We start from the raw sequence: 15,873 nt of genomic DNA, 5'->3' as shown, positions 1-15,873 counted from the left end.
AAATGACTAAATACGAACAACAACCATTAGAAATGAGCCGCCGCCGCTTCTTACTGGGAACCAGCGCACTGGCTGTATTGCCTATCGTTGGTGGCCTGTGGCCCAAATCTGCATTAGCCCAAGCCATCAGTCAGGCATTACCTCAGTTCCTGGCGCTACATCAGGCGCAAAAAGGCATCCTGACCGGAGCTCATTGGGGCGCATTTGAAGCTATCGTCGAGAATGGCCGCATGATCGGTGTCCAGCCAGTCAAAGATGATCCATGGCCAAATGACCTGATCACCATGGCCCCCTATCAGGTGCATGCGGATAACCGCATCAAATACCCGATGGTGCGCAAAAGTTGGTTGGAGGGCGGCCCCGGCAGCCATACCGAACTGCGTGGTCGTGATGAGTGGGTACGGGTCAGTTGGGATAAAGCCACTGAACTGGTGTGCGGCGAAATTGTACGGGTGCAAAAAGACCACGGCCCGCAAGCGTTGTATGCCGGATCTTATGGCTGGAAAAGTGTGGGAATGCTGCATAACAGCCGCACGCTACTACAACGCTTAATGAACCTGAGTGGGGGCTTTTTGGGTTATGCCGGTGACTATTCAACCGGTGCAGCACAGGTGATTATGACCCACGTCATGGGGTCAATGGAGGTCTACGAACAGCAGACAGCCTGGCCAAACGTGGTAGATAACAGCGAACTGGTGATCCTATGGGGCTGTAACCCGATGATCACGCTGAAAAACAGTTGGAATATCCCCGACCATGTGGGGCAAACTGGTTTTGAAGCGCTGAAGAAGAAAGGTACTAAGGTTATCAGTATTGACCCGGTACATAACGACAGTGCCAAATTCACCAATGCACAATGGATTGCGCCACGGCCGTATACCGACAGCGCCATGTTGATCGGTATCGCCCATACGTTATTGACTGAGAAACTGCATAACCCTGACTTTATAAAAACCTACACTATTGGTTTTGATAAATTCCAGGCCTATCTGCTCGGTGAAACTGACGGTCAGCCGAAAAATGCAGAATGGGCGGCGGATATCAGTGGCGTGGACGCCGATGTGTTGCGCCAGCTGGCGCGAGATATGGCTAAACAGCGCACCATGATTATGGGCGGTTGGGGGATTCAGCGCCAGCATCACGGTGAGCAGCAACACTGGTTACTGGTCACCGTTGCGGCAATGCTTGGCCAAATTGGCCTGCCGGGTGGCGGCTTTGGTTTCAGCTATCACTACTCCTCCGGCGGTAGCCCAACGGCCAAAGGCGGCATTTTACCAGGGATTTCTGCCGGTAATGCACCGAAGAACGCACCGTCGCCGATTCCGGTGGCACGGATTGCCGAATGTCTGGCCAATCCAGGGAAAGTCATTGATTTCAATGGTACCAAGGTCACCTATCCTGATGTGAAAATGGTCTACGTTGCCGGTGGTAATACTTTCCATCAGCATCAGGATACCAACAATCTGGTGAAAGCCTGGCAGCACCCTGAAACCATCGTGGTTAACGAACCCTATTGGACCGCCACCGCTAAACACGCAGATATTGTATTACCGGCAACCACCAGCTATGAGCGTAACGATCTGGAGATGGGCGGCGATTACTCGCAACTTTATGTCTTCCCGATGCACCAGTGCGTGCCGCCACAGCATGAAGCGCGTAATGATTTTGATATCTTCGCCGCGATGGCCACCAAGCTGGGGGTAATTGATGCCTTTACCGAGGGCAAAGACGAAACTCAGTGGCTGAAAACCATGTACGACGATATGAAGTCACAGGCCCGTACCGCAAGGGTCGCCCTACCGCCATTCGATATGTTCTGGCAATCGAACAACTATATTCGCTTCCCTATTCCTGAAGCGAACAAGCAGTGGGTACGCTTTGCGGATTATCGTGAGAATCCGTTGCTCAACCCGCTGGGTACCCCATCTGGCAAGATTGAGATCTACTCCGATACAATCGCCAAAATGGAATACGTCGATTGTCAGGGGATCCCGACCTGGATGCCACCTCATGAGTGGTATCGTGGGGTAGAAGCGAAGAAATATCCACTGTCGCTAAACACCGCACACCCGATCAACCGGCTGCATTCACAGTTAGATAACACGCCACTGCGTGAAAAATACGCCGTGGCCGATCGGGAAGCGATACTGATAAGCCCACAGGATGCCAAAGGGCGTAACATTGTAAATGGCGATTTAGTCCGTGCGTTTAATGATCGCGGGCAAATATTGGTAGGTGCAGTGGTATCTGAAGATGTGCGTCCAGGGGTGGTGCGTATCAGCGAAGGGGCATGGTTTGACCCGGCGGACCCAGCAGTGCCGGGTTCCCTTTGTAAGAACGGCAATATCAACTGCCTGACTTTCGATATTGGTTCTTCCAGTCTGGCGCAAGGTAATTGTGGGCAAATGGCGCAGCTTGAAATTGAAAAATATACCGGCCCGGTGCTGAAAAACACCGCTCATGCAGTTCCTGCTGGGGCATAGCCGCGAGAAAAACTAAGGGTTGAGCGTACCAACGGGCACTCCGGCGTTTCACGCTGTTTACGGCCCGGACGGCACGCTTCCCTTAGATTACTGACAAAGTCCTGGCCTCTTGGCTGGGGCTTTACTTTAATAGAGGTAGGCTAACCGGCGGCCAAGAAACGGTTTTTACTCCCCAACAAGGATCACTTCAATCCCACCTTTGCGTAATCCATTCAAACTTTCCTCTGGAATACCTTTATCAGTGATAACCATATGTATGCGCTGGGTATCAATTATTTTATGCAGGCTGGAGCGGTTAAATTTACTGGAATCAGTGACCACAATGATGCGTTCCGCGACTTCACACATCCGGCGATTTAGGCGCGCTTCGTCTTCATTATGCGTGCTCACACCGCGTTCAAGACTGATGGCGTCTACACCGAGAAAAAGTATATCGAAATGATAATTTTGCAAGGACTGGTCAGCCTGATCCCCATAGAAGGAAAGGGACTGGCGGCGTAAGTGCCCTCCTGTCATCAGCAATTCCACCCCTTCAGCCTCAAGTAGCGCGTTCGCCACATTCATGCCGTTTGTCATAGCAATGACCTCCTTATGATTACGCATATGACGCGCTATTTCATTAGTGGTCGTGCCCGAGTCCAGAATCACACGGTGCCCAGGTTTAATCAGATTTGCAGCAACGCGAGCAATGTCGCGCTTTAAAGAAATATTAAGGGAGCTTTTATCTTCTACCGTGGGTTCAACGCCAGGTGTGCCAGCATCACACACCAGCGCACCACCATATGCACGTACAGCAATCCCCTGCTTTTCCAGAAAGGCCAAATCGTTGCGGATAGTCACCGTAGAAACACCAAAGAATGACGATAAATCATTAACCTGAACACTTCCTTGCTGACGAAGCCGCTGAATGATCTGCTCACGCCTTTCACTGGTGCCCGTTATACGCTTGTCCATTACTGAATCGGTATTGCTCATATCAGATCCTTCCCAAAAGCCTTTCGTTTCATTTCACTTCATCTATTAACGCCTTTCTTTTGCCGGAAAGCAAGTCTTTACATTACGCCAAACCGTGCGACCACCCGATAAAAAAGCCTTTCATTATGTTTCTTTTGCGAAACAGATCTCATTTCCGTTATCTTTCGTTTTGTTTTTATCAACCCATAAAGCAGTATCAATGAAACAAACCGAAAGACACAAGTAATCAAAACCCCATACGGAGAGGAAAGTGAAACATTTAACCGAGTTTGTGGCCGACCATAAGCACGATAAGCGATGTGGCATTTTTGCCGTCTGTTCTGCTCACCCATTGGTTCTGGAAGCAGCAATGCGCCACGCCCGAGACGCGCAATCCATCTTATTAATAGAAGCCACCTCCAATCAGGTGGATCAGTATGGCGGCTATACCGGTATGACCCCAGATGATTTCCGTGGTTTTGTTGAGCAAATGGCGGATAAACATCACTTCCCTCGCAATCAGTTGGTGTTAGGGGGCGATCATCTGGGGCCAAATCGCTGGCAAAACGCCCCAGCCGCAGAGGCCATGTCTCATGCAGAAGAACTTATTCGCCATTATGTCGCAGCTGGCTTTAAGAAAATTCACCTTGATTGCAGTATGTCTTGTGCAGATGATCCCGTGCCATTAACAGACGAAATCGTCGCCGGGAGAGCAGCAAGGCTTGCCTTAATTGCAGAACAGACCCGCAAAGAAAAACAAGGTTCGTCTGATCTGGTTTATGTTATTGGAACGGAAGTCCCTGTTCCAGGTGGAGCACATGAAACGCTGTCAACGCTGGTGGTCACCTCCCCCCAGGCGGCAAAAGCAACGCTCGAGGCTCATCGTCATGCTTTTGAACAACAAGGTCTGCACGATCTGTGGCCACGCATTATCGGGCTAGTCGTCCAACCCGGTGTAGAATTCGATCATACTCATGTTATTGATTATCAACCTGAGAAATCTCTTGCTCTGAGTCGGACTATCGAAGAGTTTGACACGATGGTCTTTGAAGCTCACTCCACTGATTACCAAACTCCGTTCGCCCTACAACAGCTAGTTCAGCACCACTTTGCCATTTTGAAAGTCGGTCCGGCACTTACTTTCGCGCTGCGTGAAGCGCTATTTTCACTGGCCGCTATCGAGCAGGAACTACGCCCCGCATACCAATGTTCGGGGCTACGAGATGTACTGGAAAGCGTCATGCAGGAACACCCGGAGCACTGGAAACAGCATTACCACGGTAATAACGATGAACGTCGTCTGGCGCGCGGCTACAGCTATTCTGATCGCGTTCGTTACTACTGGCCTGATCACCACATTGACGAGGCTTATGCTCGGTTAGTAAATAATTTAACGGATAAACCGCTGCCCTTGCCGTTGATCAGCCAGTATCTGCCACTTCAATACGTTAAGGTCCGTGAAGGCCAGCTTGCGGCAACACCGCACGAACTGATTATTGACCATATTCAGGATGTATTGCGCCAGTACCATGCCGCCTGCATGGGAACATCGCCATCCCATTAACACAATGATAATAAGGAAGAAAACATGCCAAACATTGTATTAAGTCGTATTGATGAGCGCCTGATTCACGGCCAGGTTGGCGTTCAATGGGTTGGTTTTGCCGGCGCAAATCTGGTGTTGGTTGCCAATGATGAAGTTGCCGAAGATCAGGTTCAACAAAACCTGATGGAAATGGTTCTGGCAGAAGGAATTGCCGTGCGCTTCTGGCCACTGCAAAAAGTGATCGACAATATTCATCGTGCAACCGATCGGCAGAAAATTTTACTGGTCTGCAAAAATCCCGAAGACTTTCTAACACTGGTCAACGGTGACGTACCCGTGACCCGAATCAATGTCGGCAACATGCATTATGCCGAAGGTAAACAACAAATAGCGAAAACCGTCTCTGTCGATGATCAGGATATTGCCGCTTTCTATGGCCTGAGAAAAGCAGGGGTGGAATGTTTTATTCAGGGCGTGCCGACCGAGCCCGCTCAGGATCTCTACAAACTCCTCTGAGGTATTTTCTATGGAAATTAGCTTATTACAGGCATCCGCGTTGGGGATTCTGGCCTTTATTGCTGGCTTGGATATGTTCAACGGCCTGACACATATGCACCGCCCGGTGGTCCTGGGGCCGCTGGTTGGCCTGATCCTTGGCGACCTTCATATGGGGATACTCACCGGTGGTACTCTGGAACTGGTTTGGATGGGGCTTGCCCCACTGGCCGGTGCCCAACCGCCGAATGTGATTATCGGTACTATTGTCGGCACAGCCTTTGCTATTACTGCCGGTGTAAAACCGGAGGTCGCGGTTGGAGTTGCAGTGCCGTTCGCCGTGGCGGTGCAAATGGGCATCACCTTCTTGTTCTCTATCATGTCTGGTGTGATGGCGCGCTGTGACCGGATGGCGGCAAATGCGGATACCGACGGCATTGAACGCGTTAACTATCTGGCCTTGCTGGCTCTGGGTACGTTCTATTTTCTGTGCGCATTCTTGCCCATCTATTTTGGTGCTGAGCATGCGAAGACGGTCATTGATGTCTTGCCAGCCCGCCTGATAGACGGCCTTGGTGTGGCAGGTGGCATCATGCCTGCAATCGGCTTTGCCGTATTGCTGAAAATAATGATGAAAAACGTTTATATCCCTTACTTCATTCTTGGCTTTGTTGCTGCGGCCTGGCTGAAACTGCCGGTACTGGCGATTGCCGCCGCAGCCTTGGCAATGGCGTTAATCGATTTCATGCGTAAAGACTCAACTCCACAGCAGACTTCCAGCACTCAGAAAGAGGAATTCGAAGATGGCATCTAATACTCAGGTTCTGCCAAGCGCTAACGTCACTGAAAAGCCGGTCATTGATAGCAACGACAATATCTATGAAGACCAACGTATCGGTGCGGAGCTGACAAAGAAAGATATCAACCGCGTGGCATGGCGTTCCATGTTGCTGCAAGCCTCATTTAACTATGAGCGTATGCAAGCTTCCGGCTGGCTGTATGGCATATTGCCTGCACTGAAAAAGATCCACACCAATAAAAATGATCTGGCGCGGGCGATGAAAGGCCATATGGGGTTCTTCAACACCCATCCTTTCCTGGTGACGTTTGTCATCGGCATCATACTGGCGATGGAACGTTCAAAGCAGGATGTGAACAGTATTCAAAGTACAAAAATCGCCGTTGGTGCGCCACTGGGAGGAATTGGTGATGCGATGTTCTGGCTGACCTTGCTCCCCATCTGTGGCGGTATTGGAGCCAGTTTAGCCCTGCAAGGTTCGATCCTCGGCGCGATCGTGTTTCTCGTGATGTTTAATGTCGTCCATCTTGGGCTTCGTTTCGGGCTTGCTCACTATGCCTATCGCATGGGTGTCGCGGCTATCCCGCTTATCAAAGCCAATACCCTTAAAGTGGGGCGAGCGGCTTCTATCGTTGGGATGACGGTGATCGGTGCACTTGTCGCCACCTACGTTCGTTTGTCCACCACGCTTGAAATCACCGCAGGCGATGCCGTGGTTAAGCTACAAACCGATGTTATCGACAAACTGATGCCAGCCTTCCTCCCACTGGTATACACCCTCACGATGTACTGGTTAGTGCGCCGTGGCTGGAGCCCTCTGCGACTCATCGGGCTGACCGTGGTATTAGGCGTTGTCGGAAAGTTTGGTCACTTTTTATAAGCAAGAGGAAACGCCATGTTAAGCATTATTCTTAGCGGTCACGGTGGGTTTGCCACCGGGCTGGAAAAAGCGATGAAACAAATACTTGGCGAACAACAGCAAGTGATAGCCATCGATTTTCCTGAAAGCTCCTCCACCGCGCTGCTTACCGCTCAGTTTGAAGAGGCATTAGCTAATCTGGATGAAAAAGAAGGGCTAATTTTTTTGACGGATTTGCTCGGAGGTACCCCCTTCCGCGTTGCCTCGACGCTGGCAATGCAGAAAGCAGAACGTGAAGTGATCACCGGGGTAAATTTACAGCTTTTGCTGGAGATGGTGCTGGAACGCGATGGCCTCAGTAGTAAAGAGTTCCGCCTTCAGGCGCTAGAGTGTGGTCACCGAGGGTTGACCAGTCTGGTGGACGAAATGGGCCGTTATCGCGAAGCCGCGCCTGTCGAGGAAGGAATATGACAGTACTGTTGCGAGCCAGACGGGTGCTGACCGAGCAAGGCTGGCTCGACGATCATCAGTTATGCATAGATGGCAACACCATCGTTGCCATCGAGCCAATCCCCACAGGGGTTGCGCTGCGCGACGTTGAACTACTGTGCCCAGCCTATATCGATATTCATGTCCACGGCGGTGATGGTGTCGATGTCATGGATGACTCGCCAGAGGTACTGGATCAGCTCGCATTGTATAAAGCACGCGAAGGGGTTGGCGGCTGGTTGCCGACCACCGTCACCGCGCCCCTTGGGGAAATAGAGTGTGCACTGCGGCGTATTGCGCAGCGCTACCATCAAGGTGGACAAGGTGCGACGGTGTTGGGTAGCTATCTTGAAGGCCCTTACTTCACCCCGCAGAACAAAGGGGCACATCCACCGGAGCTGTTCCGTGAGCTGGACATTACCGAGCTAAATAGGTTGATTGACGTGTCACAAAACACATTACGTGTTGTGGCATTGGCACCAGAGAAATCGGGGGCGCTGGCGGCAATTAAGCATCTAAAAAGCCAGGGGATAAAGGTCATGCTCGGCCACAGCGCGGCGAACTATGAAGAAACTATTCGTGCGTTTGATGTGGGAGCCGATGGACTGGTGCATTGCTTTAACGGTATGACAGGTCTCCATCATCGTAATCCCGGCATGGTTGGCGCAGGGCTCACCGATAAGCGAGCATGGCTTGAGTTGATAGCAGATGGCCACCATGTTCACCCCGCAGTAATGAGCCTTTGTTGTACCTGCGCCAAGCCTCGAATATTGCTGATAACCGATGCGATGAGCGCGGCTGGAATGCCTGATGGCGACTATGCGATTTGTGGTCATCCAGTAACAATGCAACAGGGTATTGTCCGTACTGCCTCTGGCGGGCTGGCCGGAAGTACACTTTCGTTGGATGCAGCGGTGCGAAATCTGGTCAATAACGTGGGTGTACCTGCTGCGGATGCGATTCATATGGCCTCGCTGCACCCTGCCAAAATGCTGGGGCTTGACCACACATACGGCTCTCTGGCGGCAGGTAAACGAGCCAACATTATCGCGCTGGATTCGCGGCTCATGCTACAAACCATTTGGATTGATGGACAGCGAATCGCCCTATAGACCTTTCATTACATATCACTTTGGTTTGTGGCTAATTCTGCCACAAACCTTTCTTTTCCTTTCTTCTGGCTCTAAATCATTTATTAAAAAATATAATATATTCATATAAATCAAAACAGTAACAACCAGCAACCCACTTTCAGATCACGTTTTTCGTTTTATTACTTTTCTTATATTGACCTTTCGTTTTCTTTTCTATAGATTTTCACTTAGACATAAAATTGATGAAATGAAATGAAACGAAAGATTGTCATGTTCTACTTTGTACTGACCCATTGAATATGCACTACTAAGGACTGAGTTATGAGCGAAACCCAATCTGCCGATACTTGCGGCACATCAACCTGGACTGAAAAAGAGATCCGCCAGCAACCAGCAAGCTGGATCCGATCGTTAAAAAACATTGAACGTCAACGTAGCGATATCGACACTTTCCTTGCGCCGCTCCTACAAACATCTGACCTACAGATTGTCCTGACAGGTGCCGGTACCTCAGCATTTATCGGCGATATTATTGCGCCGTGGCTGTCGCGCCATAGCGGGAGAAATTTTGTCGCAGTGCCCACAACAGACCTCGTTACTAATCCTGCTGACTATTTATCTCCCCAACGCCCGACACTGCTCATCTCCTTTGCACGCTCCGGTAACAGCCCTGAAAGCGTCGCCGCAGTAGACTTAGCCAACCAACTCGTCAGCCAGTGCCACCATCTGGTCATCACCTGCAATGAAGCCGGCAGCTTGTATCACAATGCGTTGAAAAGTGATAACGCGCTGGCGCTGTTAATGCCAACTGAAACCCATGACCGTGGTTTCGCCATGACCAGTAGCATCAGTACCATGATGGCCAGTTGTTTGGCCGTCTTCGCCCCTGAGGTCATCAACAGCACCAGCTTTCAGGATGTAGCAACGCGCTGTAAGCAGATAGTTGCTTCGCAGGGCGACTTTAGCACTGCCGTATTTGGTGACCTGCCCTTTAAACGGATTGTTTACCTCGGCAGTGGCGGATTGCAAGGTGTGGCGCGCGAATCAGCACTGAAAGTGCTGGAGCTAACGGCAGGTAAATTGGCTGCGTTTTATGAGTCCCCCACCGGCTTTCGCCACGGACCAAAATCACTGGTTAACGCTGAAACGCTGGTTGTGGTGTTTGTTTCAAGCCACCCTTATACCCGCCAATACGACCTCGACTTACTGGCTGAGCTGCGCCGCGACCAACAAGCGATGCGCGTCGTAGCGATTTGTGCCGAATCCAGCCCAGCAATCGGCGCAGGTCCGCATATTTTGTTACCCGCAGCCCGAGAGTTTATTGATGTCGAACAGGCGTTCTGCTTCCTGATGTACACACAGATTTTCGCTCTCAGCGAATCTATCAAAGCAGGTATCACCCCCGACACCCCTTCCGCCAGCGGCACGGTAAACCGTGTAGTGAAAGGCGTCGTTATTCATCCCTGGAAAGGCTGAGAGGATCACTACATGAGCATTATTTCTACCAAATATCTTTTGCAGGATGCGCAGGCTCGGCGCTACGCCGTACCTGCTTTTAATATCCATAACGCGGAAACCATTCAGGCCATTCTAGAAGTTTGCAAAGAGATGCAATCACCGGTGATCCTTGCAGGTACGCCCGGCACCTTTAAGCACATCGCTTTTGAAGAAATTTACGCATTGTGCGAAGCCTACTCTGAAAGTTATGGCATGCCGCTCGCGCTGCATCTCGACCATCACGAATCGCTGGACGATATCAGCCGCAAGGTCAACGCCGGTGTACGCAGTGCGATGATTGACGGTAGCCACTTCCCATTTGCTGAGAATGTGTCTCTGGTGAAGAGTGTCGTCGATTTTTGTCATCGCCACGATTGTAGTGTTGAAGCTGAGTTAGGGCGTCTGGGAGGGGTGGAAGACGATATGGATGTCGATGAGGAGAGCGCTTTTCTCACTGACCCACAAGAAGCGCGTCGCTTTGTGGAACTTACCGGTGTCGATAGCCTCGCGGTTGCTATCGGAACAGCCCACGGCCTGTACACCAAACGGCCCAAAATTGATTTCCAGCGCCTGGCAGAAATCCATGAAACCGTCGATATTCCATTGGTTCTACACGGCGCAAGCGATGTCCCTGATGACTATGTCAGACGAGCCATTGAACTGGGTGTTTGCAAAGTAAACGTGGCAACTGAGTTGAAAATCGCCTTCGCGGCGGCGGTAAAAAAATGGTTTGGTGATAACCCGGAAGGTAACGACCCGCGCTATTACATGCGCGTCGGTATGGATGCCATGAAAGACGTTGTGCGCAGTAAAATCATCGTCTGCGGATCAGCTAATAAGTTAATCCCCGAAACTGAAACCTCGCTATAAATCTTGTGTCATCAAAATGTTGCCCGGCTATCGTCGGGTAACATCATGAATTTTAATAATTATCAGACTCAAAGCACCGACTCAAAATGTAAATAACCTTTCTGGACCTCAAATAACAAGGATATCGTATGAGAACAATCATAAAGAGCTCGTTATTATTATTGCTGATGAGCAATGCCGCCTTTGCCTCCGAATACTTGCTGAATAACAATAAAATCGCCCTCTCTTTTGACGATGCAAACTCAGCGGTGGTGATAAAAGATAAGCTTTCAGGCCGCATGCTTGCGCCTGTGGAATTGTTCTTTCTAACACTGCCCAACGAAGAGGTTATTCACGCGGCCGATTTTAAAATTAAAAATGTCAGCCAAAAAGATGATGCAATTCATATCAACTATGAACATAAAGATTTTGATGTCACCGTGGTGCTCAACGTACTAAAAGGTCAATACGCCAGTATTGACTACCGGATTCAGGCCAAAGGTCAGGCACGGGATGTTGCGAAAATCACCTTCTTCCCAACCAAAGGGCAATCCCAGGCACCTTATGTAGACGGCGCAATTAATAGCTCTCCCATTATCGCTGACAGCTTCTTTATTCTGCCGGAAAAACCGATCGTTAATACCTATGCATATGAAACGACAACCAATCTGAATGTTGCGTTAAAAACACCGATTAAAGTGGAGACGCCCGTCAGCTTCACCCTGTATTTCGGCACTTTTGAAGAAAACAACCAGTTACGTCGCAGCTTCAACCAATTTATCAACAGCATGCGCGCGCGCCCATATCAGCCCTACCTTCACTACAATAGCTGGATGGATATTGGTTTCTTCACCACCTACACAGAACAAGAAGTGCTCAACCGGATGGATACCTACGCCGACGAACTGATTAAAAAACGCGGGGTAAAACTTGATGGTTTTCTACTGGATGACGGCTGGGATGACCGCACCGGTAAATGGCTGTTTGGCCCAGCATTTAGTAAGGGATTCGGGGGGGTGAAACAGAAAGCTGACAGCTTACATACCTCGGTAGGTTTATGGCTGTCACCTTGGGGAGGCTATAACAAACCGCGCGATATTCGCGTCTCACACGCCAAAGAAAACGGCTTCGAAACCGTTGATGGGAAATTCGCGCTCTCCGGCCCCAATTACTTCCGTAATTTTAATGAGCAAATCATTAAGCTTATCAAAAACGAACATATCACCTCCTTCAAGCTAGACGGTATGGGCAACGCCAATTCGTATATCCCAGGCAGCCAGTTCGCCTCTGATTTTGACGCCTCCATCGAGCTGATTAAAAACATGCGCGAGGCCAATAAAGATCTGTTTATCAACCTGACCACCGGCACCGATGCCAGCCCCTCATGGCTGTTCTACGCGGACGCTATCTGGCGTCAGGGCGATGATATCAACCTGTTTGGCAAAGGTTCCCCCGCTCAGCAATGGATGACCTACCGTGATGCTGAAACCTACCGCTCCATCGTGCGCAAAGGCCCGCTATTCCCGATAAACTCGCTGATGTACCACGGCATTGTTAGCGCGGAAAATGCCTATTTTGGGTTGGAAAAAGTACAGACCGACCATGACTTTGCTGATCAGGTCTGGAGCTACTTTGCAACGGGAACCCAACTACAAGAACTTTACATCACGCCATCCATGTTAAATAACAACAAATGGGATACGTTGGCGACCGCCGCTAAATGGTCACGGAAAAATAGCGATGTGCTGGTTGATACCCATTGGATTGGCGGTGACCCTACAGCGCTGGACGTTTATGGCTGGGCCTCATGGAATAAAGATAAAGCGGTATTTGGATTGCGTAATCCATCCGACAAAGAACAAAGCTACTATTTAGATCTCACTAAAAACTTCGAAATTCCAAGTGGTGAAGCAACGAGCTTCACACTTAAAACGGTATATGGCACTAATGCAACTCTGCCACTCGATTACAGTAAGCCGGTGATTGTTACGCTAAAACCACTGGAAACACTCGTCATCGAAGCAATACCGATGACTAATAAGAAGTAACGCGCCTATCAGACCTGACGTAATAATACCGCCCGTTCTATCACGAAGGGGCGGTATCCGCTTCCAGCTTAATCAAATAGACCAACGCTTGTTCTCGGGTATCAGCACACATCTCCCGCAATGCTTGTAAGCTGGCACATACTGCCGGGCGAGAAGGGGAATGAAAAATGGCGCAACGCATAGCATCGTCCAAGTGCAGACAACGGGTATTGGCAGGCTTACCGAATGGCATGCCAGGGATCGGGCTGGAAATAGAAGGAGCAATACAGCAGGCACCGCAATCTGAGCGACAATCCATCAGCAAGCTCCTGTAGGCTGGTGGAATAATAGCCGACAATAGCAATCCCTCCCATTAACTACCAGCACTATCCGTGCCTAATGGGGCAATGACAGACCCACACCACAGCCGCCTCTTTGCATCCACTCATTTTCAGTTCACTTTTCAACCTAAAAAATTCTAATTTGTACGATATTCAGTCACAAGATAATGCTGTTACCAGACTAATCACTAACCATGCAATCCCTGTGAGTATATTCATCTGTTTACAGTTCCCTCACCAACCTGTACCATCAAGCTAGTACAAAAGAACTATTAACCTATAATTGATACCCAAAATCATTGGCGTTACCGCAGCGTCAAGGATAAAGGATACTTGGAGTTACAGATGTCGATGGATGTATCCCAACCGTTATCGCGCCCTTCCGTCCTTGGCGGTGCGATGATAGTCGCCGGAACCGCTGTGGGTGCGGGGATGTTCTCAATCCCAATCGTAACAGCCGGGGTATGGTTTAGCGGCTCAGTTATGCTGCTGATTTATACTTGGGCTTGTATGCTGATTTCTGGCCTGATGATTCTGGAAGCTAACCTGAATTATCCTAGTGGGGCCAGCTTTCACACCATGGTGCAAGACCTGCTTGGCAAGGTCTGGAGTTCCATCAATGGGTTGTCGATAACCTTTGTGCTCTATATTCTGACTTACGCTTATATCTCTGCCGGTGGCTCAATCATTTCCCACACCCTGCAAAATGTCGCGGGAATTGGTCAGACCGGAGCCGGATTTATCTTTGCGCTATTGGTCGCATTTATCGTTTGGTTATCCACCCGCGCAGTAGATCGCTTAAGTACGATATTGATCGGCGGTATGGTTATTACATTTATCATGTCGGTTGGTGACATGTTCAGCCATGTGCAAAGTACCGTGTTGTTCAATCAAACCGATAGCAGTGCCCACTATTTGCCCTATGCGCTGGCGGCACTGCCCTACTTGTTAACCTCGTTTGGTTACCACGGCAATGTACCGGGGTTGGTGAAGTACTATCACAAAGACAGCAAAGCGGTGGTACGTAGCCTGTTGTACGGCACACTGATCGCGTTAATCATTTATGTCCTATGGCAGTATGCCATTCAAGGCAATATCAGCCGTGACGCGTTCAAACTGGTTATTGCCGACGGTGGCAATATTGGTAGTCTGCTAAAACAGATGGACACCATTTCAGCCAGTCAGGCCACCAGCCAGTTACTTAATGCCTTCTCTTATATGGCACTGGCCAGTTCATTCCTTGGGGTGTCGCTGGGTCTGTTTGATTATATCGCTGACTTCTTTAAGTTTAGTGATACCCGTAACGGGCGAACCAAGTCAGCGCTTATCACTTTTGTGCCACCTACCCTCGGCGCGCTGTTGTTCCCAAATGGCTTCTTATATGCCATTGGCTTTGCCGGTTTAGCGGCCACCATTTGGGCGGTGATTGTGCCAGCACTGATGGCGCGGGCCAGCCGTAAACGCTTCCCACAGGCGGCTTATCGCGCTCCCGGTGGGCGTTTGATGATTGGCTTTATTATCCTGTTTGGTTTGATCAATGCCGTTACCCATATTGCCGCACTATTGGGCTGGTTACCGGTCTATCGCTAGGCCCGGTTTTACACCGGGAATATCACTCTTTTTAGCACCATAGCCACAGAGTTTAGCGTTGCCGTCAGGTCGCCAGCAAACACCCCCTGAGACTTCAACAATGAAGGTGATATTTGCTTGCCTGAAACTCGCGGCGCGAGTAACTTGTCGCAACTTATCTTCAATCCTGATTGGCGGTTAATAAATGGCAAGAGCTAATGAAATAAAACGTGGTATGGCGGTCAACCTCAACGGCAAATTGTTGCTGGTGAAAGATATTGATGTGCAAAGCCCAAGCGCCCGTGGCGCAAGTACGCTGTATAAAATGCGTTTTTCTGACGTGCGTACCGGCTTAAAAGTAGAAGAGCGTTTTAAAGGTGATGAGATCCTCGATACCATCACCCTGACCCGCCGGTCAGTGAACTTCTCTTACATCGATGGCGACGAATATGTCTTTATGGATGATGAAGATTTCACCCCTTATAACTTCAAGAAAGAGCAGATCGAAGAAGAGCTGTTATTTATTCCTGAAGGGGGGATGCCAGGCATGCAGGTTCTGACGATGGATGGCCAATTATTGGCGCTGGAATTGCCACAGACTGTTGATATGGAAATTGTTGACACTGCACCCAGCATCAAAGGCGCATCTGCTAGCGCCCGTAACAAGCCTGCGGTGATGAGCACAGGCTTATCTATTCAGGTGCCGGAATATATCAGCCCTGGTGAGAAAATCCGTATTCATATTGCGGAGCGTCGTTATATGGGCCGCGCTGAATAACACCCAATACTCTTCATCTTTCAAGTTGCAGGTGTGTTGGTTGCTCTCAATAACCCGAATCACTTATTTATGTAAGCTCATCGGGATTAATGA

14 protein-coding genes are annotated in these 15,873 nt (G+C 49.8%); 12 read left to right on the top strand and 2 right to left on the bottom strand.

All coding sequences use genetic code 11. The annotated features are described in order from the left end of the window. The first annotated feature begins 2 nt into the window (after positions 1-2). Complete coding sequence (torA, locus tag A6J67_RS11470) at positions 3-2,483, top strand: trimethylamine-N-oxide reductase TorA (RefSeq protein WP_080608172.1); 2,481 nt, start codon at positions 3-5, stop codon at positions 2,481-2,483. A gap of 165 nt (positions 2,484-2,648) precedes the next feature. Here the strand turns inward: torA and A6J67_RS11465 are convergent, their stop codons facing one another. Further along, on the bottom strand, positions 2,649-3,458 hold the full coding sequence (locus A6J67_RS11465) for a DeoR family transcriptional regulator (RefSeq protein ID WP_005193042.1): 810 nt from the start codon (positions 3,456-3,458) through the stop codon (positions 2,649-2,651). Between the two features lie 250 nt (positions 3,459-3,708). On the opposite strand from A6J67_RS11465, the gene kbaZ reads away from it, so the two are divergent. From kbaZ to A6J67_RS11420, 9 genes are all read left to right on the top strand, one after another. Further along, positions 3,709-5,001 carry a tagatose-bisphosphate aldolase subunit KbaZ gene (kbaZ, locus tag A6J67_RS11460; RefSeq protein ID WP_050089350.1) on the top strand — a complete coding sequence of 431 codons (1,293 nt, stop codon included), beginning with the start codon at positions 3,709-3,711 and terminating at the stop codon, positions 4,999-5,001. 24 nt (positions 5,002-5,025) lie between these two features. Then, positions 5,026-5,499, top strand: coding sequence for a PTS N-acetylgalactosamine transporter subunit IIB (gene agaV, locus A6J67_RS11455; protein ID WP_005193047.1), 474 nt, complete (start codon positions 5,026-5,028; stop codon positions 5,497-5,499). 10 nt (positions 5,500-5,509) lie between these two features. Continuing rightward, positions 5,510-6,292, top strand: coding sequence for a PTS N-acetylgalactosamine transporter subunit IIC (gene agaW / locus A6J67_RS11450; protein ID WP_005193049.1), 783 nt, complete (start codon positions 5,510-5,512; stop codon positions 6,290-6,292). Then, positions 6,282-7,157 (top strand): PTS N-acetylgalactosamine transporter subunit IID, encoded by an 876-nt coding sequence (gene agaE / locus A6J67_RS11445; protein WP_050085031.1) that lies wholly within the window; start codon positions 6,282-6,284, stop codon positions 7,155-7,157. Before agaW ends, agaE begins: the two co-directional genes overlap by 11 nt. A 15-nt stretch (positions 7,158-7,172) precedes the next feature. After that, positions 7,173-7,607, top strand: coding sequence for a PTS galactosamine/N-acetylgalactosamine transporter subunit IIA (gene agaF / locus A6J67_RS11440; protein WP_005193054.1), 435 nt, complete (start codon positions 7,173-7,175; stop codon positions 7,605-7,607). Continuing rightward, positions 7,604-8,737, top strand: coding sequence for an N-acetylglucosamine-6-phosphate deacetylase (gene nagA / locus A6J67_RS11435; protein ID WP_050297063.1), 1,134 nt, complete (start codon positions 7,604-7,606; stop codon positions 8,735-8,737). The genes agaF and nagA overlap by 4 nt, the downstream gene beginning before the upstream one ends. 303 nt (positions 8,738-9,040) lie before the next feature. Beyond that, positions 9,041-10,195 carry an SIS domain-containing protein gene (locus tag A6J67_RS11430; protein WP_050297062.1) on the top strand — a complete coding sequence of 385 codons (1,155 nt, stop codon included), beginning with the start codon at positions 9,041-9,043 and terminating at the stop codon, positions 10,193-10,195. A 12-nt stretch (positions 10,196-10,207) separates the two neighbouring features. Beyond that, the gene (kbaY, locus tag A6J67_RS11425; protein WP_050074069.1) at positions 10,208-11,086 is read left to right on the top strand and encodes a tagatose-bisphosphate aldolase subunit KbaY; all 879 of its coding nucleotides are present in this window, start codon (positions 10,208-10,210) and stop codon (positions 11,084-11,086) included. 128 nt (positions 11,087-11,214) lie between these two features. Beyond that, a complete protein-coding gene (locus A6J67_RS11420) occupies positions 11,215-13,113 on the top strand; it encodes an enterotoxin (protein ID WP_050074070.1) in 1,899 nt (632 codons plus the stop codon). 40 nt (positions 13,114-13,153) lie between these two features. On the opposite strand, the gene A6J67_RS11415 is transcribed toward A6J67_RS11420, so the two are convergent. Then, positions 13,154-13,411 (bottom strand): YkgJ family cysteine cluster protein, encoded by a 258-nt coding sequence (locus A6J67_RS11415; RefSeq protein ID WP_005193063.1) that lies wholly within the window; start codon positions 13,409-13,411, stop codon positions 13,154-13,156. Between the two features lie 367 nt (positions 13,412-13,778). Between A6J67_RS11415 and mtr the strand changes: the two genes are divergently transcribed. Together mtr and yeiP are read left to right on the top strand one after the other, a co-directional pair. Further along, positions 13,779-15,023: a tryptophan permease gene (mtr, locus tag A6J67_RS11410; protein WP_050074072.1), complete on the top strand. Its 1,245-nt coding sequence runs from the start codon at positions 13,779-13,781 to the stop codon at positions 15,021-15,023. Between the two features lie 184 nt (positions 15,024-15,207). Next, complete coding sequence (gene yeiP, locus A6J67_RS11405; RefSeq protein WP_005193072.1) at positions 15,208-15,780, top strand: elongation factor P-like protein YeiP; 573 nt, start codon at positions 15,208-15,210, stop codon at positions 15,778-15,780. The last annotated feature ends 93 nt before the right edge of the window (positions 15,781-15,873 follow it).

This window comes from Yersinia sp. FDAARGOS_228, from assembly GCF_002073315.2.
GTDB lineage: Bacteria > Pseudomonadota > Gammaproteobacteria > Enterobacterales > Enterobacteriaceae > Yersinia > Yersinia intermedia.
The sequence above is the reverse complement of the archived record's forward strand: the minus strand, read 5'-3'. Positions and strand labels throughout refer to the sequence as shown.

Coding starts and splice junctions, on each gene's coding strand:
- torA (WP_080608172.1), top strand. CDS start 3: ATGACTAAATACGAACAACAACCATTAGAAATGAGCCGCCGCCGCTTC.
- A6J67_RS11465 (WP_005193042.1), bottom strand. CDS start 3,458: ATGAGCAATACCGATTCAGTAATGGACAAGCGTATAACGGGCACCAGT.
- agaV (WP_005193047.1), top strand. CDS start 5,026: ATGCCAAACATTGTATTAAGTCGTATTGATGAGCGCCTGATTCACGGC.
- agaW (WP_005193049.1), top strand. CDS start 5,510: ATGGAAATTAGCTTATTACAGGCATCCGCGTTGGGGATTCTGGCCTTT.
- agaE (WP_050085031.1), top strand. CDS start 6,282: ATGGCATCTAATACTCAGGTTCTGCCAAGCGCTAACGTCACTGAAAAG.
- agaF (WP_005193054.1), top strand. CDS start 7,173: ATGTTAAGCATTATTCTTAGCGGTCACGGTGGGTTTGCCACCGGGCTG.
- nagA (WP_050297063.1), top strand. CDS start 7,604: ATGACAGTACTGTTGCGAGCCAGACGGGTGCTGACCGAGCAAGGCTGG.
- A6J67_RS11430 (WP_050297062.1), top strand. CDS start 9,041: ATGAGCGAAACCCAATCTGCCGATACTTGCGGCACATCAACCTGGACT.
- kbaY (WP_050074069.1), top strand. CDS start 10,208: ATGAGCATTATTTCTACCAAATATCTTTTGCAGGATGCGCAGGCTCGG.
- A6J67_RS11420 (WP_050074070.1), top strand. CDS start 11,215: ATGAGAACAATCATAAAGAGCTCGTTATTATTATTGCTGATGAGCAAT.
- A6J67_RS11415 (WP_005193063.1), bottom strand. CDS start 13,411: ATGGATTGTCGCTCAGATTGCGGTGCCTGCTGTATTGCTCCTTCTATT.
- mtr (WP_050074072.1), top strand. CDS start 13,779: ATGTCGATGGATGTATCCCAACCGTTATCGCGCCCTTCCGTCCTTGGC.
- yeiP (WP_005193072.1), top strand. CDS start 15,208: ATGGCAAGAGCTAATGAAATAAAACGTGGTATGGCGGTCAACCTCAAC.